This window comes from Janthinobacterium sp. TPC_1 (genome assembly GCF_056037845.1).
Genome location: NZ_CP195157.1, coordinates 3471135 through 3493969, shown reverse-complemented (window position 1 = coordinate 3493969; position 22835 = coordinate 3471135). Strand labels below are relative to the sequence as shown.

General features: G+C 65.4%; 25 protein-coding genes and 2 pseudogenes. 3 read left to right on the top strand and 24 right to left on the bottom strand.

Annotated elements, in window-relative coordinates:
• Nucleotides 1–262: 262 nt before the first annotated feature.
• The 7 genes and pseudogenes from ACQVLG_RS17200 to ACQVLG_RS17170 all read right to left on the bottom strand — a co-directional run bounded on the left by ACQVLG_RS17200 (nt 263) and on the right by ACQVLG_RS17170 (nt 6414).
• Entirely contained in the window at nt 263–1219 is a 957-nt protein-coding gene (locus tag ACQVLG_RS17200) for an alpha/beta hydrolase (RefSeq protein ID WP_474290338.1), read from the bottom strand.
• A complete protein-coding gene (locus ACQVLG_RS17195) occupies nt 1216–2853 on the bottom strand; it encodes a GMC family oxidoreductase N-terminal domain-containing protein (protein WP_474290337.1) in 1638 nt (545 codons plus the stop codon). Before ACQVLG_RS17195 ends, ACQVLG_RS17200 begins: the two co-directional genes overlap by 4 nt.
• A gap of 12 nt (nt 2854–2865) precedes the next feature.
• Nucleotides 2866–3387 (bottom strand): hypothetical protein, encoded by a 522-nt coding sequence (locus tag ACQVLG_RS17190; protein ID WP_474290336.1) that lies wholly within the window; start codon nt 3385–3387, stop codon nt 2866–2868.
• Nucleotides 3388–3465: 78 nt separating this feature from the next.
• On the bottom strand, nt 3466–4659 hold the full coding sequence (locus tag ACQVLG_RS17185) for an MFS transporter (protein WP_474290335.1): 1194 nt from the start codon (nt 4657–4659) through the stop codon (nt 3466–3468).
• Between the two features lie 89 nt (nt 4660–4748).
• Nucleotides 4749–5288 (bottom strand): LysR family substrate-binding domain-containing protein, encoded by a 540-nt coding sequence (locus ACQVLG_RS17180; RefSeq protein WP_474295687.1) that lies wholly within the window; start codon nt 5286–5288, stop codon nt 4749–4751.
• Between the two features lie 239 nt (nt 5289–5527).
• Nucleotides 5528–5653, bottom strand: a pseudogene (locus ACQVLG_RS17175) (LysR family transcriptional regulator); the annotation flags it as partial.
• Nucleotides 5650–6414 carry an RNA methyltransferase gene (locus ACQVLG_RS17170; protein WP_230541716.1) on the bottom strand — a complete coding sequence of 255 codons (765 nt, stop codon included), beginning with the start codon at nt 6412–6414 and terminating at the stop codon, nt 5650–5652. The pseudogene ACQVLG_RS17175 and the gene ACQVLG_RS17170, both read right to left, overlap by 4 nt.
• A gap of 195 nt (nt 6415–6609) precedes the next feature.
• Here ACQVLG_RS17170 and ACQVLG_RS17165 point away from each other — a divergent pair, with 195 nt between their 5' ends.
• Complete coding sequence (locus ACQVLG_RS17165; protein ID WP_034758799.1) at nt 6610–7392, top strand: inositol monophosphatase family protein; 783 nt, start codon at nt 6610–6612, stop codon at nt 7390–7392.
• 78 nt (nt 7393–7470) lie between these two features.
• Here the strand turns inward: ACQVLG_RS17165 and ACQVLG_RS17160 are convergent, their stop codons facing one another.
• Nucleotides 7471–8880, bottom strand: coding sequence for an Ig-like domain-containing protein (locus tag ACQVLG_RS17160; RefSeq protein WP_474290334.1), 1410 nt, complete (start codon nt 8878–8880; stop codon nt 7471–7473).
• Between ACQVLG_RS17160 and ACQVLG_RS17155 the strand changes: the two genes are divergently transcribed.
• Both ACQVLG_RS17155 and ACQVLG_RS17150 read left to right on the top strand, forming a co-directional pair.
• The gene (locus tag ACQVLG_RS17155; RefSeq protein WP_474290333.1) at nt 8880–9191 is read left to right on the top strand and encodes a hypothetical protein; all 312 of its coding nucleotides are present in this window, start codon (nt 8880–8882) and stop codon (nt 9189–9191) included. The genes ACQVLG_RS17160 and ACQVLG_RS17155 overlap by 1 nt on opposite strands.
• A gap of 12 nt (nt 9192–9203) precedes the next feature.
• Nucleotides 9204–9737, top strand: a complete 534-nt coding sequence (locus ACQVLG_RS17150; RefSeq protein ID WP_474290332.1) for a hypothetical protein — start codon at nt 9204–9206, stop codon at nt 9735–9737.
• Between the two features lie 33 nt (nt 9738–9770).
• On the opposite strand, the gene ACQVLG_RS17145 is transcribed toward ACQVLG_RS17150, so the two are convergent.
• The 16 genes and pseudogenes from ACQVLG_RS17145 to ACQVLG_RS17070 form a co-directional block, all read right to left on the bottom strand.
• The gene (locus ACQVLG_RS17145; RefSeq protein WP_474290331.1) at nt 9771–10574 is read right to left on the bottom strand and encodes a LytR C-terminal domain-containing protein; all 804 of its coding nucleotides are present in this window, start codon (nt 10572–10574) and stop codon (nt 9771–9773) included.
• Nucleotides 10574–11008, bottom strand: coding sequence for a type II secretion system F family protein (locus ACQVLG_RS17140; protein WP_474290330.1), 435 nt, complete (start codon nt 11006–11008; stop codon nt 10574–10576). The genes ACQVLG_RS17145 and ACQVLG_RS17140 overlap by 1 nt, the downstream gene beginning before the upstream one ends.
• A gap of 317 nt (nt 11009–11325) precedes the next feature.
• Nucleotides 11326–11508, bottom strand: a complete 183-nt coding sequence (locus ACQVLG_RS17135) for a hypothetical protein (RefSeq protein ID WP_474290329.1) — start codon at nt 11506–11508, stop codon at nt 11326–11328.
• 41 nt (nt 11509–11549) lie between these two features.
• The gene (locus tag ACQVLG_RS17130; protein WP_474290328.1) at nt 11550–12524 is read right to left on the bottom strand and encodes a type II secretion system F family protein; all 975 of its coding nucleotides are present in this window, start codon (nt 12522–12524) and stop codon (nt 11550–11552) included.
• Between the two features lie 6 nt (nt 12525–12530).
• Nucleotides 12531–13877, bottom strand: a complete 1347-nt coding sequence (locus ACQVLG_RS17125; protein ID WP_474295685.1) for a CpaF family protein — start codon at nt 13875–13877, stop codon at nt 12531–12533.
• Nucleotides 13878–13925: 48 nt separating this feature from the next.
• On the bottom strand, nt 13926–14855 hold the full coding sequence (locus ACQVLG_RS17120) for a CpaE/TadZ family protein (RefSeq protein WP_474290327.1): 930 nt from the start codon (nt 14853–14855) through the stop codon (nt 13926–13928).
• A 266-nt stretch (nt 14856–15121) separates the two neighbouring features.
• Nucleotides 15122–15400 (bottom strand): pilus assembly protein, encoded by a 279-nt coding sequence (locus tag ACQVLG_RS17115; RefSeq protein ID WP_474290326.1) that lies wholly within the window; start codon nt 15398–15400, stop codon nt 15122–15124.
• 10 nt (nt 15401–15410) lie between these two features.
• Nucleotides 15411–15755 (bottom strand): hypothetical protein, encoded by a 345-nt coding sequence (locus tag ACQVLG_RS17110; RefSeq protein WP_474295683.1) that lies wholly within the window; start codon nt 15753–15755, stop codon nt 15411–15413.
• A 136-nt stretch (nt 15756–15891) separates the two neighbouring features.
• Nucleotides 15892–16947 (bottom strand): annotated as a pseudogene (locus ACQVLG_RS17105) (type II and III secretion system protein family protein); the annotation flags it as partial.
• Nucleotides 16948–16971: 24 nt separating this feature from the next.
• Nucleotides 16972–17808, bottom strand: coding sequence for a Flp pilus assembly protein CpaB (cpaB, locus tag ACQVLG_RS17100; protein ID WP_230541725.1), 837 nt, complete (start codon nt 17806–17808; stop codon nt 16972–16974).
• Nucleotides 17809–17824: 16 nt separating this feature from the next.
• On the bottom strand, nt 17825–18307 hold the full coding sequence (locus ACQVLG_RS17095) for a hypothetical protein (protein ID WP_474290325.1): 483 nt from the start codon (nt 18305–18307) through the stop codon (nt 17825–17827).
• The gene (locus ACQVLG_RS17090; protein ID WP_474290324.1) at nt 18252–19181 is read right to left on the bottom strand and encodes a hypothetical protein; all 930 of its coding nucleotides are present in this window, start codon (nt 19179–19181) and stop codon (nt 18252–18254) included. The genes ACQVLG_RS17095 and ACQVLG_RS17090 overlap by 56 nt, the downstream gene beginning before the upstream one ends.
• Nucleotides 19182–19208: 27 nt before the next feature.
• Nucleotides 19209–19802 carry an A24 family peptidase gene (locus ACQVLG_RS17085; protein WP_474290323.1) on the bottom strand — a complete coding sequence of 198 codons (594 nt, stop codon included), beginning with the start codon at nt 19800–19802 and terminating at the stop codon, nt 19209–19211.
• Nucleotides 19803–19928: 126 nt separating this feature from the next.
• A complete protein-coding gene (locus ACQVLG_RS17080) occupies nt 19929–20096 on the bottom strand; it encodes a Flp family type IVb pilin (protein ID WP_230541728.1) in 168 nt (55 codons plus the stop codon).
• A gap of 387 nt (nt 20097–20483) precedes the next feature.
• Nucleotides 20484–21173, bottom strand: a complete 690-nt coding sequence (locus ACQVLG_RS17075; protein ID WP_474290322.1) for a response regulator — start codon at nt 21171–21173, stop codon at nt 20484–20486.
• Nucleotides 21174–21214: 41 nt separating this feature from the next.
• Nucleotides 21215–22825 (bottom strand): sensor histidine kinase, encoded by a 1611-nt coding sequence (locus tag ACQVLG_RS17070; RefSeq protein WP_474290321.1) that lies wholly within the window; start codon nt 22823–22825, stop codon nt 21215–21217.
• Between the last annotated feature and the right edge of the window lie 10 nt (nt 22826–22835).

Below are 22835 nucleotides of genomic sequence, written 5' to 3'. Positions count from 1 at the left end.
CTGCGTTGATCTTTCCGCATGCGCGGGCTACATAACAATCCTACAACATCTTGCCATACATCCAGAAAAATATCTGGCCGCCGGATGCCTGCGGAAGGTCGGAAGCGGCCTCAAGAACGAATTTCCACCGGCCGTCTTCCGACGTTAGCTTAATACACTACGCCAGTGGAAAACAGCATTATCTGCCCCTTGCGTTGTTAAACACGGGCAACAGCAGAGTCAAAAGAGACAGTCTTGCCATGCAGATAAAACACAACACGATTCAGGCGAAATGGGGGGCCGAAGGGGGCCGGGCGACTTCGTTCTTGATAGTGATTTCTGCCAGCACCAGGCGCAGCACGCGCGCGTCGCTGGCCAGCGCCACGTGGCCGATGCCGCCAAAGGCCAGATTGCGCGCGCAGGGCAAGTGGGCGGAAGTTTGCGGCGCGACAATATTATCGTGGTGCGAATACATCGACGTGATCAGGGCGCGCAGTTCCGGCGTCTCGCTGGCGGCCAGCTGCGCCAGCCAGCCGCTCGGTGCGCCACCGATACGGCTCATCTGCCGCGCATTCGTCCCCGCCGCCAGATTGGCCAGCGCCGTGCCGTGGTGCGGCGTGCCGATGGTGATGATGCGCGCCACGCGGGCCGCGCCGTAATGGCGCAGCCAGGCACGCGCCACCAGGCCGCCCATGCTGTGGGCGACGAGAATCACGCGGTCGCTGCCCGTGCGGGCGCACAGCGCCGCGATGGCTTGCTCGACCTGCGGCACGAACTCCTCGATATCGGCGCCTATCGGTTCCAGGTCGATGCCGTCGTGCGCGATGCCCGCCTGCGCCAGCTGGCGGCTCAGCTTCGTCCAGTAGCCGCGGTTGCACACATAGCCGTGGATCAGCAGCACGGGCGGCCCCTGCCCGGTGACGGTGTCGGCCACGTGCAGGCGCGGACGCAGCATGCCCCACGACGACGTCCACAGGGTGGCGCGCAATTCGCCCAGGAACAGGCGCGCGGCGCCCCGCACACCCAATTGATAGTCCACTGGCACGGGACTGCCCAGGCGCCGGCTGTCCCAGAAATTGCGCGCCACGACGAGCGCGCGCACGGCCAGCAGCATGGCAGCTCCCAGCAGCAGGGCCGCGACGGGCGAGGCGACGCCCCACGCCTGCATGGCCAGGTACGCCACGCCCAGCACGGCCAGCACCTGCAGCAGCATCAGCCATTTGAGGATGCGCGCGATCATGCGGAAGCTGGGGCGGGCACGGGTGCCGGCTTGCCCGTCAGCTCCCGCGCCAGGCCGCTGGCCAGGCGCGCGGCCAGCGCATACAAGGTCAGTTGCGGATTGGCGCCTATCGAGGTGGGCAACAGCGAGCCGTCGTGCACGGACAGGTTGCGCACGCCGTGGTAGCGGCCGTCGGCGCCCGTCACGCCCAGGCGCGCATCGTCCGACATGGCGCAGCCGCCCATCACGTGGGCCGAGACCACCCTGGTCAGCAGCGCCTTCATCGGCAAATCGCCGATGGCCTGTTTCGCCTGCGCCCAGCTCGTGTAGTGGCTGGCCAGCTCGTGCACGGGATACACGCTCCGCGCGCCGGCCGCGAACTGGATTTCCGCCATCGACAGCAGCGCGCGCCGCGCGCCATCCCAGATGAAGGGCGTGAGCGGGTAGTCGAGCACGGGCGCGCCGAAGCTGTCGATGGACACGCTGCCGCCCGCCGAGTCGTGGTGAAAGCCGTCACGCAGCAGCGCCAGCAAGGCGTGCGCATGGGGAAAGTCGCGCATGGTGCGCGCATGTTCGTCGCCGAAGCCGCCCATGGTGGTGGCCATCAGCAGCGGGTGCAAAGGCGGCGCTTCGAGCTTGTAGCCGATGGGGCCGTCGATGGGCGCCGTGTGCAGGAAATGGTCGGAATAAATCGTCTGCGGCGCCCCCGCATAGGCGTCGACGCGTTGCGGGAACAGGCCCGCCGACACCACGGTCGGATGCAGGAAAGTGCGCCGGCCCAGCAAGCCGTGCGGGTCGGGCGCCTGCGAGCGCAGCAGCAGCGCCGGCGAGTTGATGGCGCCGCCGGCCAGCACAAAGTGTTTCGCGCGCAGCGTCAGGCGCACGCCCGTCGGCGCCTGGCCGGCAGCGTCCAGCGCCGTCACCTGCAGGCTGTCGATGCGCTCGCCCTTGAAAGTGAAACGCTCGGCGCGCGCATGCACGAGCAGGCCCGCGCCCAGCGCCAGCGCCGACGGAATCGTCGTCACCAGCATCGACTGCTTGGCGTTCGTCGGGCAACCCATGCCGCAGTAGCCGAGGTTCCAGCAGCCGTTCACATTGCGCCGGATGGCGGCCGTGGGGATGCCCAGCGCCGCGGCGCCACGGCGCAATAAGTCGTCGTTGTTTTTTTTGGGCGGCGCGGCCCAGTCGCTCACGTGCAGGCGTTTTTCCATCATGGCAAACCACGGCGCCATGGCGTCCACCGAATAGCCGGACAAGCCAAAATGCTGGCGCCAGTAGTCGAGGGTACCGGGCGGCGTGCGGAAGCTCGAGGTCCAGTTGACAGTGGTCGAACCGCCCACCGTGCGCCCCTGCAGGATATTGATGGCCTTGTCGCGCGTCTTGCGGGCGGCCGATTCCTGGTACAGCGCGGGATAGGCCTGCGCTTCGCGCATCTTGAAGTCTTGCGATGACTTCAAGCCGCCCTCCTCGACGATCAGGACTTTCAGGCCGGCCAGCGCGAGGATTTCCGCCGTCACGCCGCCGCCGGCACCGCTGCCGATGACGACGACGTCCGCTTCGAAGCTGCGGTCGGCGGCCACGGTGCTGGCGTCGGTGACGTTCCAGCCTGCCGCAATGCCGGCGGCGATGGGATCGGGAATGGGAGATGTGCTCATGGATGGAATGCCTTATGCGCTCAGTTCGGGCAGCGGCCCCGGATAGCCGATGGCGGCCCAGTGGGCGGCATCGGCATACCAGGCGCCGAGAATCAAATCGTGCAGGGCCAGGTACGCCGTCTGCAGGGTGGCCAGGCGGTGCGTGCGCCACGACTGCAGAAAGGCGGCCACCTGGGCCGGGTCGGCGCCCTGCCAGCCATCCTTGACGCCGGCGACGAAGCGCCGCGCGGGCGCCAGCGCCAGCAAACCGAACAAATCCTGCACTTCCTGCTGCGCCGCCAGGGGCAGACCATGGATGGCCGTCTCCGCGCCGGCGATGGCGCCATCGAGGGCCGCCGCCCGCGCGCCCGCATCCTGCGGCAGCGCGCTGCCCAGCATGGCCGGCACGATGGCCGCCAGCGCCGCGCGCGCTTCGCCATCGAGCACGAAACGGCCCGGCGGCGCCGGCCCGCGCACCAGCCGATACGCGGCGCCGCTGGCGGCCAGCGCGCAGGCGCCCAGCAAGCCCATTTTCAGAAACGATCTGCGTCGCATTCCCGTGTCTCCCCTTGTTGTGTACCGCCTTTTGCAGGCCAGTGTACGCCAAAGGCAGTGGGCGTTTGAACGCAAAAACTAGAGCGGGCCGTCTAGTTTGCGCGACTGGAAGCACAGCAGCAGCATGGCCAGCAGCGCCGCCAGCGCCCCGCCGATGGCGATGCCGGGCAAGCCAAACGCGACGATCAGCATGCCGCCCAGCGCCCCGCCAGCAGCCGTGCCCGCATTGAAGGCGGCGATATTCAAGCCCGCCGCCACGGCGTCGCTGCCAGGGCAATGCTGCTGCGCCAGGCGTAGCAGCCGCATGGTCGACAGGGTCACAAGGGCAAAGAACAGCAAGCCCAAAGTGCCGCACAGGGCCAGCATGGCAAACGGATGCGTGCGCAGCGCATACAACCCAAGCAGGTTGAGCGCCAGTGCGGCCAGGGCCAGCACGGTGCAGCGCAGCGCGTGGGGCCGGTCCGCGCACCAGCCGCCCAGCAGGTTGCCGACGATGGCGCACGCGCCAAAGCACAGCATGGCGGCGCTGAGCCAGCCCGCATCGAGCCCGCCCAGCTGCAGCAGGAACGGAGATACATACGTAAAAAAGCTGAAGGTGGCCACGCTGACCAACGCCGCCACCCCGGCCGCCAGCAGCAGCGGCGGCTGCAGGATGGCGCGCAGGCTGGCCAGCGCCGGTGCAGCGGGCGCAGAGGGGCGCGTGCGCGGCATGGCGGACAGCAAGCCGGCACCGCCGCACAGGGCCAGCACGCCGATGGCCGTAAATACCCAGCGCCATGACGAGACGGCGCCCAGCCACGTCCCCAGCGGCACGCCGCCGGCCAGCGCCAGGGTCAGGCCCAGCCAGACGATGGACAGCGCCCTTCCCGCGCGGGAAGGGTCGACCAGGCTGGTGGCCGCATGCGAAGCGACGGCCATGAACACGCCATGCGCGAGGCCGACGGCAAAGCGCACACCGAGCAGCGCGCCCAGCGCCGGCGCGGCCGCCATGGCCACGCTGCCGGCCGCCAGCACGAACATGGTGGCCACCAGCAGCTGGCGCACGGGCCGGCGCGCCAGCAGGGCCGTCAGCACGGGCGCGCCGATGGCCGCCCCCAGCGCATACGCGGCGATAGCGCCGCCGGCCGCCGCCACGCTGGCGTGCAGGTCGCGCGCCATGGGGGTCAGCAGCCCGGCGGCGATGAATTCAGACAAGCCGAAGGCAAAGCTGCACAAGGACAGCCAATAAATGGAAGGAGGCAGCGCGCGGCTGGGTGGCGAAACGTTGGACATGGCATTCCCGGCAATCAAAACGCCATGCTGGCCCCTGGGCCATCATCTGTAAAATATCTTATTTATCTTGAAACGAGACGCTTAAAGTCTTATTGAACAGCGGACAGCCGCAGCTGCGCCAGCAGCCGCTCGCGCACGGGAGACGTGCGCTGCGGGTCCCACGCCATGTACAGGTCGAGCTGGCGCAAGGCCTCGGGCGCGCTGCTTGCCAGCGGCAGCATGACGACGCCGGCAGGCCTGGACGACGCCAGGCTGGCCGGCAGCAGGGCCACGCCGAAGCCGGCCGCCACCAGCCCCAGCACCGTTTGCAGGCGGCGCGCCTGCTGCGCCACGCGCGGCACGAAACCCGCATGCAGGCACAGGCTGGCCAGCTGGTCGTGGAAACCCTGGCCCAGGTCGCGCGGCGAAGCGACGAAATCGTCACCGGCCAGGTCCGCCAGGTTCACGCGCGCCTGCCCCGCGCAGCGGTGGCCCGACGGCAGCGCGATCACGATGTCTTCGCCGGACAGGCGCTCGAAGCGCAGGCCCGGCGTGCTGCGCCCGGGCGCGCGCAGCAGGGCGATATCGACCTCGCCCCGCTCCAGCCACTCGACCTGCTGCTGCGCGTCGACGCTTCGCGCAAGGTGAATTGCACGGCGGGCGAAGCGGCGCGAAACGCGCGCAAGGCGTTCAATACGTGGGCATACGGCGTGATGTGGATGAAACTGAGGCGCAGATGGCCCTCGATGCCCTGCGCCACGCGGCGCGTGGCGGCCACGCCCTCTTCCAGGCTGGCCAGCACCTGGCGCGCCGTGGCGAGAAAAGCATCGCCCGCCGGCGTCAGGCTGACCTTGCGGTTGGTGCGCTCGAATACGGGATAGCCGAGCGCTTCTTCCAGCCGCAAAATCGCCTGCGACAGCGGCGGCTGCGCCATGTGCAGCCGTTCGGCCGCGCGCCGGAAATTGAGTTCCTCGGCGACGGCGATGAACTGGCGCAGCAGCCGCGTCTCGATCATGGGCCTTTTTTCGCCACCGCCAGGATATGCCGCGCGATGCCGCGCAGGATGTTGACTTCTTCCGTTTCCAGCCCCGTGCGCGAAAACAGGCGTTTCAAGCGGGGCATGAGCTTTTTCGGGTTATCGGCGTCGAGGAAATCGATGGCGACCAGCGCCTGTTCCAGGTGCGCATACATGCCGTCGACCTGCGCCAGGCTGGCCGCGTCGCCGTGGAAGCCGACAGGACTGGCGATTTGCCCGTCGCCGAGGGCCGCCACGCGGCATTCATAGGCGACGACCTGCGCCGCCTGCGACAGGTTCAGCGAGGAATACTCGGGATTGGCGGGAATGTTGATCAGCACATTGCACTGCTCGACGATCTCGTTGGGCAAGCCGAAGCGCTCGTTGCCGAAGATGACGGCCGCGTGCAAGTCTTCGCCGGCGGCCAGCTGGGCCGCGATGGCGCGCGGGGCCGTGACGGGCGGCGAGAACTCGCGCAGCCGGGCCGAGACGGCCGCCGCGTAATTGCAGCCTTCGAGCGCCTCGGCGATCGAGCCGACGATGCGCGCGCCGGACAGGATATCCTGCGCGCCGCTGGCGAAGGCCACCGCTTCCGCATCCGTCAAGGCATCGGGAAAACGGGGGTTGACCAGCACCAGATCGGAAAAACCCATCGTTTTCATGGCGCGCGCGACGGCGCCAATGTTGCCAGAGCGACTAGTTTCGACAAGAATAAATCGCAGGCGTTTGAAAAGAGACGTGTTGATTTCGGGCAGATTCATTTAAAATAGCGCTATTGCGCGGTATCGATACAGGAAATTTCGGGAAACGGAGTCACAAAACGCTGACTCCAGGCCGGGATTTTAACCACTTCGGCACCGCTCCGCTCTTTAATTCATTCTTGCACTCTACCGTACCGGCGCCGCAAGGCGGCCATGGGCGGTCGCGTGCTTTTAACGGAAGCTCACATGCACCCAATGCTCAACACGGCGATCAAAGCCGCCCGCCGCGGCGCCGCCGTCATCAATCGCGCCTCTTTTGACCTCGACCGCGTCGTCGTCACGGAAAAACAACATAACGATTTCGTCACCGACGTCGACCAGGCGGCCGAACAAGCCATCATCGAGGTGCTGTCCAAAGCCTACCCGGACCACGCGTTCCTGGCTGAGGAATCGGGAGCTTCCGCCAACTCGCACGACGAGAATGAATATCAGTGGATCATCGATCCGCTGGACGGCACCACCAACTTTATCCACGGCTTCCCGCAATACTGCATCTCGATCGCCCTCGCGCATCGCGGCGTCGTCACGCAAGCCGTCATCTACGACCCGGTCCGCAACGACCTGTTCACGGCCACCAAGGGCGCCGGCGCCTACCTGAACGAAAAACGCATCCGCGTCACCAAGCTGGACCGCATCTCGAACGCCCTGCTGGGCACCGGCTACGTGGCCGGCAGCGCCCGCGCGCTGGACGAATACCTGAAGATGTACGCAATCATGGGCGAACGCAGCCAGGGCGTGCGCCGCGCTGGCTCGGCCGCGCTGGACCTGGCCTACGTCGCTTGCGGCCGCCTGGACGGCTTCTACGAAAAAGGCTTGAAGCCCTGGGATATCGCCGCCGGCGCCCTGATGATCACGGAATCGGGCGGCATCGTCGGTGAATTTTCCGGCGAATCGGACTACCTGTACAAGGGCGACGTCATCGCCGCCAGCCCGAAGATCTTTGGCCAGATGATCACCCTGCTGACGCCATTTGCCTGATTGCCAGGCAAGGGTTGAACTAAAAAAAGCTGCCGGAGGCGACTCCGGCAGCTTTTTTATTGCCCGCAGGTATAACAATCAGTCGCTGACGCCATACGTCGCCGACGTCACGATGCCATTCGGCGTGCGCACCGTCACCGTCAACAGGCCGTTGCGCACGCTGTTCGGCTGGCACGCAGTGCCGATCTGGGTCACGTCGCTGATCATCTGCACCGGATAGATCCAGTTCGCGGAACTGGCGCTGTCGATGCTCGGCACGACAAAGCTGGTGCCGCCGACGATGCTGCCATTGCTCGCCGAGAAGCTGATCGTCGTGCCCGCCGGCAACGGATTGCCGGGCAAATCCATCGCCAGCCCCGTCACGGCGGCACGATTCATGGCAAACACGGTGTCATTGCCGTCGCGGATGGCGAGCGGGAAGGTACGCACCCGGTTCTCGAACACGCTGCCATCGACGCACTTGTCCAGGTCAACGGAAGCGGCGCCCAGGGGCGTGAAACGCGCCGTGCTGCCCGACAACACCTGCACCAGGGCCTGGCGTATGTGCACGGTGTTGGCGGCCGTGGCATTGGCGCTGGAGGCAGCGCGTCGGACGCCATTGTACTGTCCATCCCCCACCTGATCCCAGCTGCCGTTGCCATTCGAATCGATAGGCTTTTCATTGCCGGCAAGCACCGCATTGCCCATGCTATAGGCATCGTCCTTGAAGTTGGCATTGCTGCTGACGATGGCGCGGTCATTGCGGAACGGTTCGCCCAGGTCGACGTAGCTTTCGCCGGCATCAAACAAATTGTTGCCATTCGCATCGACAAAACTTTCCTCGCCCAGCGCATACGCCAGGATGGTCACGCGGCCGTCAAGCGGACGGGGATTGCCGGGGCAGAAACGCACGGAACACGAACCCGGCACGCCTTTTTGCGTAATTACCGTGCCGTCCGTCAAGGTGGTGTTGACCAGGCCCGTCAGGCAGGATGCATCGACGGTGCCGCCTTCGGCCGTGAAGCTGACGGCCGTGCCATCGGGTACGGGATTGTGAAAGTGGTCGCCCAGGCGCGCCGTGATGGTGGCGCCCGTGGGCGCGGTGCAGCCGGCAAAATCGCTGCCTTCCGTATTGAACATGGACGTGGTCAAGGTAAAGCTGTCCTGCTCGGGTATGCCGGTGGACACCACCAGCTGGTCCGACACCGTCGACAGGCTGGTGCCCTGCAGGGTGGCCGTGACGCGGATCGGCGTGTTCACGGTACCGGAAGCCACCGTGGTACTGACGCTGCCGTCGGCGCCGCTGGTCGATTGCGCGGGATTGAGGCTCAGGCCGCCCGCCGTCGTATTGAGCACGAAATTGACCGCTTTGCCGCTGACGGGATTGCCATTCCTGTCGAGCACCTTGAAGGTGACGGTGGACGACTCTTGCCGCCCCGCCCCGCCCGTGCCTTTCAGGGCGATGTTTTGCGGCAGGCAGGGCCGAGACAAAGCCGATCTGGCCGGCATTGGCCGTCTGCACCGTCAGGGTGCCCGACTGGCTCAAGGTGGTGGCATTGAAGACGGTGCTGGCCGTGATCACGTCCGGCGCGCCGCAGCCCTTGTCGATGTACGAGGTGCTGGCCACGCCATTGACCGTATTCACGGGGCTGCTGATGGCCGCCTTGCCGGCTGCGGCGCAAGGCGAACTGAAGACGACCGACTGCACCGGCGCATACACGGCCGGGCCATTCATCACCGTCACGCTCAGCCCGGCCGTGCCGCCCGCCGACAGGGTCGCCGGCACGACGCCCACGCCGCCCAGGGTCAGGGTCGGGTAGACCACCGTGTAATTGATACTCGACGTCAACACGCTGCCATTTACCGTGGCGCTGGCCGTCAGCGCAAAAGCACCGCTCTGGCTGCCCGCCGCGATGACGATGCTGGCCACGCCGTTCGCGTCCGTCAGGGCGCTGGCCGCGCCCGGGGTGAAACTGGCGCTCTTGTCGCTGCTGTTCAAGGTCAGCAAGACGCCCGGCAGCACCGCACCCTTGCCATCCTTGACGACGGCTTGCACGGTGGCGCTGTTGCCGGGGCCGACCGAGGTGGTCGCCTTGCCGCCCCCATCCTTCAGGCTCAGCGCCAGGGTTGCAGGCACGGGCACGACGGGCGTGACGGGAGCCACCGGCGTGACGGGCGGCACGACGCAGCCGGGCAGGTTCGGATTGCGGCCCGGGTCCAGGGTGCTGCAATCGCTGCCGCCGGAACCGCCGCCGCCACAGCCGGCCAGCAACGTTGCTGCCGTGCCGGCAGCCAGGCAATGCGCCCAGCGCGCCGGCCAAGCCCTACTCGTCAATCCATACATGCACTTCTCCCTGTTATTGTGATACTGATAATGTATTGCTACTAGCTTGTTCAAATTAAGCCTGGTCGTGTCCCAGGATCAGGCGGATGCCGGCGCCGCGCCCCAGGCTGGCGACGGCCACCAGTTGCACGGGCGGCCCCTGCTGCGCCAGGACTTGCCGCAAGGCATCGGCCTGGTGCGCATGGCCGGGGGCGTACAGGATCTGGCTATGTGCCTGGCGGAAACCGGGCTGATTCGCCAGGCGGCCGACCGCCATGCCATGCTCCCGCACGCGCTGGCGCACCTGCGCCGCCATGCCGCGGATGCCATTGCCATTGATGATTTCGATCCCGGCCAGCGCCGCCGGCGCGGCGGCCACGGCTGGTGCCGCCTGCATCGCTTGCGCCGCTTGCACCAGTTGCAGGTTATTGCGCGCCAGCGCCGTGCCGCCAGCGCGCGCCACGGCCTGCCCGAGCATGCCCGACGCTTGCGCCAGTTCCCCTTGCAGGTAGTAGACATAGCCGAGATTGTTCATGGGCTGGGCGGCCTCGGGATAGTCGCGCACCAGCGCCAGCAGCGCCGTGGCGGCCTGTTCAAGCCGGCCCTGGCGCGCATCGAGCACGGCTTGCGCATTGCGCGCGCCCAGTTGCCGCGGGTCGAGGGCAATCGAGGCGGCATAGGCGCCGGCCGCCAGGTCCAGCTGGCCCCGCTCCTGGTAAAACTTGCCCAGTTGCAAATACGTGGCGGCATTCTGGCCGGCGGAATGGCCGATGCGCTGCACGCCTTGCACCTGCCACTGTGGCGCGACGGGCGTGGCCGTACAGCCTTGCAGCAGGCACGCCAGCAGCCACCAGACAGGCATCCTGAACCAGCGCGGCATCACGCGCCTCCCATCGCCGGCAGCAGCGCGCGGCGGATCTGCAGCAGGGCGGGCCCCATGAGCACCACCAGCAGGGATGGGAAAATGAAAAAAATCAAGGGAAACAACAGCTTGAGCGCAATCTTGGCCGCCGTTTCCTCGGCGCGCTGGCGCCGTTTGGTGCGCAGCTCGTCCGACTGCACGCGCAAGGAAGCGGCAATGCTCGTGCCGAAGCGCTCTGCCTGTATCAGCAGGGTCACCAGGGCATCGACATCTTCCACGCCCGTGCGCAGTGCCAGGTTGCGCAAGGCCTTGTCCTTGGCGCTGCCGGCACGCAGTTCCAGCGTCACCAGTTGCAATTCCTCGGCCAGAATCAGGCTTTTCATGCCAATTTCCTGGGCCACGCGCGCCAGCGCGGCATCCATCGCCAGGCCCGCTTCGACGCAGACCGTCATCAAGTCCAGCGCATCGGGAAAGGTTTCGAAGATTTCGCGCTGCCGTTCTTTCAGGCAATGCTTGAGCCAGAAGTCCGGCAGATAATAGCCCAGGGCCGCGGCCAGCAGCAGCCACAGGAACAGGTTGTACTCGCCGTGCCGCAGCAGCAGATAAGCCAGCAGGGGGAACAGCAGCGCCAGACCCGTCTTGGCCGCGTAAAACAGCGCCGGCGCGGCGCTCTTGCGCCAGCCCGCATTGATGAAGCGGATGCGGATGGGCGATACTTCCCACCCCTCCTCGGGCAGCGACAGTCTGGCCAGCGGACGGGTCAGGCTGATCAGGTATCCCAGCCAGCGCTGGTTTTCATCCGGCGGGCCTTGCCCGTATCTATTTTCTGCACATCCAGGGTATCGAGCCGCACTTGCACCGCGTTGCCCGCAAACAACCGCGCCAGCACCAGGACGATGCCGAACACGATCAGGAACAGCACCACCAACAAGCCCATCTGCATGCCGCTCATCGTGCCACCTTGTGTATGGTTAATTGCCTCATTTCACAGCCTCACACGCGAATCCGCACAATCTTGCGGATGACAAAGATGCCAATCACCAACATGCCGAAGGCCATCGCCACCATCTTGCGCCCGCCGCTATCCGTGTACAGCACGGAGAGGAACTCGGGGTTCGTCACCTGCATCATCAGCGCGGCGGCAAAGGGCAGCGAACCGAGCACCCAGGCCGACATGCGCCCTTCGGCCGACAGCACGCGCACCTGGCCCATCAATTTAAGGCGGTCGCGGATGATGGCACTGATGCTGCCAAGCAATTCCGTCAGATTGCCGCCCGTTTCGCGCTGGATCAGCACGGCGATGACGAAATAGCGCAAGTCCGTGCTCGGCACCCGCGCCGCCAGCCCCGACAGGGCATCGGACATCGACACGCCAAAATTGACTTCGTCAAACACGGCGCGGAATTCATCGGCCAGGGGCCCCGTCATCTCGTCGCCGACCATTTTCAGGGCCGTGGGAAAGGCGTGGCCGGCACGCATGGCACGGCTCATCATGTCCAGTGCATCGGGCAATTGCAGTTCGATGCGCGCCTGCCGCCGGGCCTTGGCGCGCATCACGAGCAGGAGCGGCAGCGCCGCGCAGGCAAGACTGAGCAGCAGGCGCAGATACCAGGGCAAGGGGCTGATGCTGCCCAACAGCAAGCCCAGCAGCCAGGCCAGCAGGCTGTAGCCGAGCAGCTTGCCCACGTCCCAGTCCTTGCCCGACTGCAGCAGCAAGCGGTCCAGACCGGCCACGCCGGGCAGCCATTCCAGCAATCCCTGTATGCCCGCATGCGAACTGAGCTGCCGGTTCTTGGTGATGGAGACGGTTTTCTGCACGTCGTCGCTGGCCGTATTCATGGCCCGCAAGCGGCGCGCCACGCGCCCGGCGCCTGCGCCGCGCGACTGCAGGTTGAAATACACGGCGCCGACCAGCAGCATGACCGCCAGGAAAATCAGCAGATACACCAGATACGAGAGATAGCCCATGCCGTGTCAGCGCCCGCTGCCGGTCGGCTCGAATACCGCGCTGGAAATGCCGACGCCAAAACTCTTCAGGCGTTCCAGGAAATGGGGACGGATGCCGCTGGCCGAGAAATACCCGACGACGGCCCCGCTCTCCCCCACCCCCGTCTGCCTGAAGCTGAAGATTTCCTGCATCGTGATGACATCGCCTTCCATGCCCGTGATTTCCTGGATCGACGTGACCTTGCGCTTGCCGTCGATCAGGCGCGACACTTGCACCACCACCGATATGGCCGAGCTGATCTGCTGGCGGATGGCCTTGCTGGGCAGGTTGGCGGCCGCCATGCTGATCATGTTTTCCAGCCGCGTGATGGCGTCGCGCGGCGTATTGGCGTGGATGGTGGCCATCGAGCCTTCATGGCCCGTGTTCATCGCGCCCAGCATGTCGAGCGCCTCGGCGCCGCGCACCTCGCCCAGGATGATGCGGTCGGGGCGCATCCGCAGGGCATTGCGCACCAGCGCGCGCTGCGACACTTCCCCCTTGCCTTCGATATTCGGCGGGCGCGTTTCCAGGCGCACCACGTGCGGCTGCTGCAATTGCAGCTCGGCCGCGTCTTCCACCGTGACGATGCGTTCCGTATGGCTGATAAAGCCGGAAATCACGTTCAGCATGGTGGTCTTGCCGCTGCCCGTGCCGCCGGAAATGAGGATATTCATCTTCGCCTTGCCCAGGCCCTGCAGCACTTCGGCCATCTCGGCCGTCATGCTGGTGTAGGCGACCAGGTCGGCCAGGCGCAGCGGGTCGACGGAAAAACGCCGGATCGACATCACGGGCCCGTCGATGGCCAGCGGCGGGATGATGGCGTTGACGCGCGAACCGTCGGGCAGTCGCGCATCGACCATGGGGCTCGATTCGTCGATGCGGCGGCCCACGCGCGAGACGATCTTGTCAATGATTTTCATCAAATGGGCATCGTCATTGAACACGACATCGGTCAATTCCAGCTTGCCGCGCCGTTCGACATATACTTGCTTGTGGCCATTGACGAGGATATCCGACACGCTCGGGTCCGACAGCAAGGTTTCCAGCGGGCCAAACCCCAGCATCTCGTTGCGGATGTCGCGCGTCAGGTTCTTGCGCTCGATATCGTTGATGACCACGGCTTCCTCGTCGAGCAGACGCTCGACCAGGCTGCGCAACTCGTCGCGGATCTGATCCTGCGTCAGCCGCTGCATGCTTTCCAGGTCGACGCGCTCGAGCAGCAGCGTATGGATGCGCTGTTTCAGCTCGCGGTAGCTGCGGTTGTCGATCGAGGGCGCGCGCTGCGGCGTCAGGGTGGCGATCTTGCCATTGCCGAGACGCTCGCGGATCGACAGGCTGGAGACGGGGGAAGTTGCCATAAAAGAATTCCTGTTCGAATGGGGTTAGGCGCGCCGCAGCACGCGGTTCAGCCAGCCTTGCCGCGCGGGTTCGACGCTGGCGCCCGTCAGGCTGGCGGCAAACTCCTGCAGCGAGCGCGTGATGGGGCTGTTCTTGTCCAGCTGCAAGATCGGCATGCCCTGGTTGACCGATGCGGCGGCCGACGCATAATGATTCGGCACCGTGCGGTCGATCGTCGTGCCATATGCCGCCTCCAGGTCCTGCAGGCGGATTTCGCCGCCCCTGTCGTGCCGGTTGACGATCAGGCGCACCTTGTCCTTGTCGTATTCCAGCGAGCGGAACATGCCCAGCAGGCGCTTGCCGTCGCGGATGTAGGGCAAGGTCGTTTGCAGGATGGGGAAGATCAGGTCGGCGTGGTCGAGCGCGCGCACGCTGACCGCATCGAGGTTGCGCCCCACGTCGAGCACCACGAAGTCGTACTGGCGCCGCGCCAGCTTGATGATGGCGTCGATATGCTCGGGCTGGACTTCGCTGGCATGGGCCGGGTCCTCCGGCGCCGCCAGGACGCTGAAATTGGGCAGCACATTGAGCATGCTCGAGGCGAGGAAGGACGGGTCCAGGCGGTGGATGTCGCGCGTGACGTCGGCCAGGGTAGCGAGCGGCTTGTTTTCGGAGACAAACAGCGAGGCATCGCCGAAGTGCAGGTTCAGGTCCAGCAAGGCAACACGCTTGTGGCCGCTTTCCGCCAGGGCATAGCCCAGGTTGGTGGCGATGAAGGTGGCGCCGCTGCCGCCCTTGCAGGAAATGAAGGCCAGCACCTTGCCATTGCCATTGTCGCGCCGCTCGAGTTTTTCCTCGATGCGTTCGAGGGCCGGGTAGACGCTGGCGGCGGCGGCCGGCGACGGCAACACTTCGCGCACGCCGGCACGCATGGCTTGCAGCAGGAAGTCGGGCGAATGCTGCGGGCACAGCAATCACGGCCAGGCGCGGAAACTGATTGCTCAGGCGCTCAATGGCGGCCAGGTCGGCGCCATCGTTGCCGGGCCGGTCGAACATCAGCACGTCTGGCAGCTCTTGCGCCGCATACAGTTGCTCCAGCGGTCCGCTGCGGGCGTCGACGTCGTCCGCCGGATTACGGTTGCCGACCAGGCGGCCCAGCTCGGCCAATACTCTGTCATCCCGGGATATGATGGCGATTTTCACGATATGCCTTGCTTATTCTGTGGTAACGGTGACATCTTCATTGGCGTCCCAGGCTGATCGTCATGGCGCCCGACTGCGGCACGGGCGCGCTGAAAGTCTTCTCGTAGGCCTGGTATGCCGCCGCCGCCGACTTGCCGTCGAGGCCAGCCACCGGGTCGCGGTTCCGTCCCGCCTGCGGGTTGATCACTTGCTGGGCGCGCAGCAAACCGACGCTGCGGCCGAAGTTGCTGTCGAGGCGCGGCGTGGTGGCGCAGCCGCTGGCGGCGATCGATGCCAGCAGCACGCACAGCAGGGGAAGGAATGGAGGACGCTGCATGCTCACTCTCCTATTGAATGTCGAAGCCGGTCGCCGCTGGGGCGCCCGGTTGTTTGTCGGCCGCCGCCGGCGGCGGCGTGGCATCGCCTTCCATCTTTCCTTGCAGGAAAAATTGCGCGCGGCTGGGCGCCACATAGGCATCCGTCGGCAGCGCGTAGTCGCCGGCCAGCGGCTTGACCAGGTGCGGCGTGATGATGAACACCAGCTCGGTGCGGTCGGTCTGGAAATCGCTGCTGCGGAACAAGGCGCCCAGCACGGGAATCTCGCCCAGCATCGGCAGCGCCTTGATATTCGTCGTCACATTGTTCTTGATCAAGCCGCCGATGGCAAAGCTCTGGCCATCGAACAATTGCACCGTGGTGGTGGCGCGCCGCGTGGTAAATGCCGGCAGGATGGCGCTGCCGGCCGTGCCGCCCGTGGTGATGCCGATGCCGTCCTTGTTGAGCTCCCGACACTTCCGGCGCCACCTTCAGATTGATGCGCCCGCCGTCGAGCACGGTGGGCGTGAACTTGACGGCAATGCCGAATTCCTTTTCTTCCAGGGTGATCTTGTTGGTGGCGCTGTCTTGCGAGACGGGAATGTAGATCTTGCCGCCGGCCAGGAAGCTGGCCTCCTGGCCGCTGATGGCCATGATGTTCGGTTCGGCCAGCACTTTCACGAGGCCGTCGCGCTTTTGCGCATCGAGCGTGAGGAAGTTGCCGTTTTTACCATTGAAGCCGTCGATCATGCTGGGGTTGCCGCTCAACAAGTTCGACAGGAAACTGTAAGTCCAGTTGCCGCTGCTGGCGCGCGCGCCGATGCTGGCGCCCAGCTGGTCGACGAGGGTTTTCGAGACTTCGGCGATCTTGACTTCCAGCATCACCTGCTGCGGCGCGGCGATGGTCAGCATATTGATCACGCTCACGCCGGAAGCGGCAGCGCCGGCCGGGCCGGCGACTGGCGCCATAGCGGCTCCTGCCGCTCCCGTGGCCGCCGGCGCCGCTTCGCCGCCTCCCCGCTGCGCAAACGCCGTGGCCATGGCCATGATCTGGCTGGCCTTGACGGCATCCGAAACCATGCCCGTCAGCACGATGGCGCCGCCGGCCGAACTGGCCTTGAGATCTGTTTCACGGGGAAACACATGCGCCAGCTGCGCCTGCAAGCCGTCGGCATCGATTCCGACTTCGATATCGACGATCACGGGACGATGCTCCTTGTCCCACAGAATCAGATTGGTACTGCCCGGGGCCAGGCCCCAGATATACAGCTCGCTGGAACTGCCCAGCAGCCTGGCACCCGCCACCTTCGGATCATTGACGGCGATCTGCGAGACGGCCCGCGTCAGGCTGCGCAAGGTCGACTTGCCGACGGACAAGCGGATCGGCGGCCCCAGCCGGGCGATATCGCCGCCCAGCGACAGGGGGGCGGCCTGGCTGGCGGCGTCCACCTTGCGCACGGCGGGCGCGGCGCTGGCGCCAGGCGGCCACAGCAAACTCGCCGTCAAGCCACTCAGGGCCAGGGCCAGGCGCAAGCGCGGCCTGGCGATACGGGTACGAAATGAGGTCATCGACTATCCCTGCTACTGGTATGGTTAGAATTGCTGGACGCGGGTATCCATGCCCGTGATCACTTTGACGCTCTCGGCCGGTGGCGCGGCGGGACGCGGCGCCTGGCGCGCCGGTGCAGCCGCGCGCGGCGCGGCGACGGGCAGCAGCGGCTTCAGTCCCAGCAGCGACTCCTTGGTGGCGCCGCCCGTGTTGACGGGCGCCGGGTCGATCTGGTTGCGCAGCACCAGCGACAAGGTGCCCACGCTGCGCGCCAGGTCGAGCTTTTCCACCTGGTCCGGCGTCAATTCCAGGGTGACGGCATTGACCACCTTGGGCTTGTTGTCGTCGCGGTTCGATTCCTGCGCCACGGCCAGCACCAGGATGCGCTCGAGCACGATCTTCGAAATGGCCAGCTCGGCGCCGCCGCTGGCCTTGGCCCGGTCATCCTGGGTATTGACGAGGATGTCGACAAAGTTGCCAGGCAAGGCAAAGCCCGCCACCCCCACCACATCGTTGACGCGCACGGTCATGGCGCGCTTGCCATCGGCCACGATGGAGGACAGGCCGCCGCTCGTGCCCGGCGGCGCCAGTTTGCTTTCCAGCACCGGTTCACCGAGGCTGATGGCCGTGCGCGTGATGCGTCCGTCCAGCGCCTTGCTGTCGGTAAAGGCGCCGGGCGGCTGCGCGCCGGCGGGCCAGTCCATGCTGCGCAGCATGAGCGGACTGATCTTCGTGCCCACGCCGATATCGACCAGGGCCACGACGATCTGCTGGCTCGCGGGCGTACTCTGGCCGCCCATCCAGATCGCCGCCGTCAGCACGGCGGCACCGGCCAGCACGAGGGCCAGCAGCAACATAAGTAAAGCACGGGTATTTCGCATCGTTTTTCCTCTGACTTCAGCTTGATTTCTGTTCGCGCCGCTCTTGCACGGCCATGTCGTCCGCGCCCTGGCGCTGGTTCGCGCCGGCAAAATAATTGTTCCAGGCCCAGTCCAGCACCGTTGCACTCAGTTGCACCGGCGTGCCTTCGTAGCGGGCCAGGTCGCGCACCTGGCGCAGCAGGTCGCGCGGATAACAGGCCAGCAAGGGCGTCGCGCCGCGTGCATGGCGCTGCAGCAGGAAGGCAAAGGCCTCCGCGTCGAACGCCACGCCGCAGGTGGCGCAGGTCTGGCGAAACACGCTTTCGTAATGCGCCGCGCTGAGCGCCGGCACTTCGATCTTGTAGCCCAGGCGGCGCAGGAAGGCCGCGTCCGACAGCCGCTCGGGCAGGAAATTCGAGGAAAACACCACCACCACGTCGAACGGCACCTGGAAGGTATGGCCGTTATGCAGCGACAGGTAATCGATGGCGCGGTCCATCGGCACGATCCAGCGGTTCATCAGCTCCAGCGGCGAACAGCGCTGGCGCCCCAGGTCGTCGATGATGAAAAATGCCGTTGTTGGCCTTCAGGTGCGGCGGCGCGCGGTACAGCCGCGTTACGCCGTCGAAGCGCAGGTCCAGCATTTCCAGGGTCAGCTCGCCGCCGGTGAGCACGGCCGGGCGGCGCACGCCGCGCACCCAGCGCGCGTCGAGCTGCACGGCGCGCTCGATGCCGGCCGGCGCTTCCGCCTGCTGCGCCGCCGGCAGATGCAGCACCGGGTCATAGAAGGGCACGACTTCGCCATCGACCATGATGGCGTAAGGCAAGGCAATGGCCCCTTGCAGCAAGTCTTGCAGGCGTTCGGCCAGATACGTCTTGCCGCTGCCGGCGGCGCCGTAGATGAAAATGGCGCGCCCGGAATTCATGGCCGCGCCCAGCTGGTCGAGCACGGTCTGATTCACCACCACGCCGTCGAAGCTGGCCGCGACCTGCGGACGCGTGACATGCATGTTGGCAACACTTTGCGCCGATACCTGCGCGTTATAGGCGGCCAGCGGCACCGGGCATGGGCCCGCATAGGCATTGCGCGCCAGGCATTCGAGGGCGCGCTGGCGGCCGCTGTCCGTCAACTGATAGTGGAGGTCGGCATCGGTGCCGCTGGCGCCGCGGCGCATGACCTCGCACATTTTTTCCTGCCGCATGAAGACCATGACGGGGTCGATCACGCCCAGGCCCAGCTTGACGTAGCTGGCCAGCTCGGGCAGGTGCAGCTGCCCGCGCTGGAACAGCACCTTGACCAGCAGTTCGACCAGGAAGAAAAAGGGCAAGCCCGTCTCTTCGACGGTGCGCGGGGCACGCTGGGAAGCCGGTGCGGCAAGCAGATCAGCAGGCATGGGTACGGGTGCGGAAGACGCCAGCGGTCATGCGAAGAGTCCCAGCTGGCCGCCGGCGGCCAGGAGCAGGTAGAGCGCGGTGCCACTGGCGATGGCTATGGCATACGGCAACTTGCCGCTGGGCGCGACCGGCGCGTCGATATCGGGCCGTTGCGCCGCGATGGCCCGCATGAAGCTGCTCAAGGCCATGTGATAGCTATTGCTGCCGACCTGGCGCAAGGTGCCGTGATAAGCGGCCACGGCCAGCGCCAGCACGCCGCCAGCGAGCAGGCTGACCAGCAGGCAAAAGAAGACGGCGTGCGGACCGACAAAGGCCCCCACCATGGCCATCAATTTCACGTCGCCGGCGCCCAGCGCCTTGAGCGCATACATCGGCAGCAGCAACGCCAGGCCAAGGGCCAGGCCGCCCAGGGCCGGCCAGAAGCCGAGCGCGCCGGGCGTGGCCGACAACAGGCCTGCACCGGCCGGCAACGCTGCGTTGAGCAACAATCCTGCCAGCGCGCCTGAAAACACCAGGCGATTCGGGATGCGGCGGCTGCGCACGTCGTGGCACACGGCCAGCAGCAGCAAGCCGGCCAGCAGGACTGCCGGCGACCAGGTCAGGAAAAGAGCGGTATACATGGATTATCCGGCGCGGGAAAGACAAGGACTGGGGCAGAAACGACGATGGCCCGCGCCATGCGGCTGATCCGGGCCACCATCGGCGCGCGCCCGGAGGGGCGCGCACTGCCATAGCACGCGTGGCGATTACTTGCCTGTCAAGTTCTTCGAAACGCTGGTAAATACGGCACCCAGATCGGTACCCACAGTTTTCACGACGCCAACGATCGCGACAGCGATCAGCGCGGCGATCAGGCCGTATTCGATTGCGGTAACGCCATCTTCTTCAGCGATAAAATTTTTGATGAAATTCATGATTAATCCATTCAGAGTAAGTTTTACAACGTCATGACAACTGCGGATACAGCCAGAAGTGGATCTATGCCACGGATCCTTGCATATGGGCGAAAGTACAGGCAGGCACACCAAGGCGATCAGCGAGCATCGCCAGGTATAAGCGGAAAATGAATTGCTGCGCCAACCGCGCATTAAATACACGATGCCTGGCGTATCATTTTTTTCCGGCCTTTCCTGCCCTTGGCCCTATTCGCAATATCAGTCTGACTAATTCAGCGGCATTTACCGATTGCCGATTCATATATTATAAATAAATAAATAGTGATATTAATCAGATAAAAGTAATTTTTTAACTGGTACAAAAGAGCTTTTTTCTTTTGCAATATCAGTACATTTGTACTGGATTCAGCATTCCTGGGGTCCCGCAAGGCCGTTCTTCAAGGCGTAGACATAGAGTTCCAGGCGGTTGGCCACGTCCAGTTTGCTGTAAATCGACGTCAAATGGTTGCGCAAGGTTTGCTCGGAAATGAAGGCGCGCTGCGCTATGGTTTTGTTGAGTGCGCCATTGCCTTCCACCATCATGACAACGATCTTGCGTTCCTTGATGGTCAGCAGGGCGATGCGCGCCGCCTCCGGATCGGGCGCCGCCGGTGCCGGGACCGGCTTGATCAGCGCTCCCAGCAGACTGCCCAGCAAGGCCTGGTCCAGGCAGAGTTCGCCGCGGTGCACGCGCGCGATGGCATCGATGAGCTGTTCCGCCGCCACTTCCTTGCCGATCACGCCGCGCGCACCGCTGCGCACGGCGCGGGCCAGCACTTCCTGGTCGCGCGTGCCGCTGAACATCAGCGCGCGCGTGACGCCGTTGGCCACCAGCGCCGGCACGGAATCGACGGCACACACGCCATCGAGATCGACGTCGAGTACGACGATATCGGGCTGCAAGCTGCCGGCCAGCGCCACGGCATCGCCAATATTGCTGACGCTGGCGACCACTGTCATCGCCGGGCACGCGTCCTCCAGCATTTTTTCCAGGCCCCACAACATGGTTTTATGATCGTCGACCAGCATGACGCGGATGGGATGCAGACTTGACATAGGCTTACCTTCAATGTGCCACGGCGCGCAGGGCCGGGCCCTTACACGGGAATTTCGATACGCACCGCCGTGGCGCCGCCAGCCGCCTGGCCAACCTGCACGGTGCCGCCCAGCGCCTGCGCGCGTTCAGCGATGGAAGCGGGCATGAACGGCACGCGCCCCGGTGCGCCGGACTCGGCGGCATTTTCGATCGAGATCGACACGGCATGCGTCCCGCAGGCCAGGCGCACGCAGCCCTCGCGGGCCGTGGTGTGCCTGCGGATGTTGCTCATGCCTTCATTGACGATCTGAAACACTTCCGCCGCCAGCCTGTCGCTGAGAAGGAACGTCCGGTCCGAGACAATCTCGATGTCGATGCCAAAGAATTTCTTCAACTGTTGCGCCTGGCGCCGCAGGGCCGCCAGCAGCTCCGGCTCGTCGTACCGCTCCTTGCCGCCGCGCACCGTCTGCGCCATCTGGCGCAAGTCGGCTATCACCTGGCCGCTCATCTCGATCAGCTTGTCGAGGTCGGCCAGCAGGGGACTGCCGGCGGCCACCTTGCCCCGCAAGGCGCTCAAGCCATGGCGCAGGCCGATGTAGGGCTGGATGGTCGAATCGTGCAAATCGCGGGCAATTTTCTGCCGTTCGCGGTAAGCGGCGCCGGAGGCGAGCTTGTCGAGAATGGCGATATTCTCCAGTTGGGGAAATACTTGTGCAACGATATGCGTCAAGAACATGGCGTCGGCCTTCGACAGCCGGGTTGTGGACGCCAGCACGTACAGCCGGCCCTGTCCCTTATGCAAAGGCAAGGGAACGCTGATGAAGGACCGCGCATCGAAGAGTTCCGTCAGCGCGGTGCCCTGCGTCGCGTCGATGTCGAGCCGCTGCCATCTGGCGCTGGCGCGTGCCTTGCCCTGCCAGGCATGCGCCAGCCCGAGGCGCGAACGCAGCGACGACGCGTACAGTACGCTCTGGCTGGCCTCGAACACCATCAGCGGCGCCACGGCCGCTTCGCTCATCTGGCTGACGCGCCCGCCATTTCCCCTGCTGTCGTCGAGCGCCGTGCGCAACTGCCAATGCGCGGCGCCGCCCTCGCGCATGACCAGGATGCAACTGCTGGCGCCAAAGAAGACGCGCGCCTTCTCCAGCATCGACGCCACCGTATGATCGACCCCGAAACGGGGATTCGATTGCTGGCCCACCTCGCGCAGCAAGGCCAGGCGGCGCTTGTGCTGCACGCTCAGGCCACCCCAGCAAGCGATCATGCAGCCCAGCGCCAGGACAAACGCCGTGCGCAAGAGCAGGTGCGGCAGATTCGGCTCCTGCTCCGACAGCACCGACGCCAGCACCAGCATGGCACAGGAAGCGAGCGTTATCCGGGCGCCTTCATCGTATCCCCGCTGGAACGAGGACGCCAGGATCGCAAAGAAAAACCCGGGGAAAAAGTAACTCTCGCCGCCGCCGGTGCACAACACGATCAGGCCGCACCAGCATACGTCGAGCCAATACACCAATTTGCCGCTGCCGCGATGAAAATGCAGCAAAACCAGCAATACCGCGCCATACAGCACATACAGGGGGAAAATTACCCAAGCCAATTGCCCGGACAAGCCCTGGCTGCCGGAATTGAGCATCAGTGCCAATAATGCCGTCACGGCCAAGAATAAGCGCATGCCTGAGATT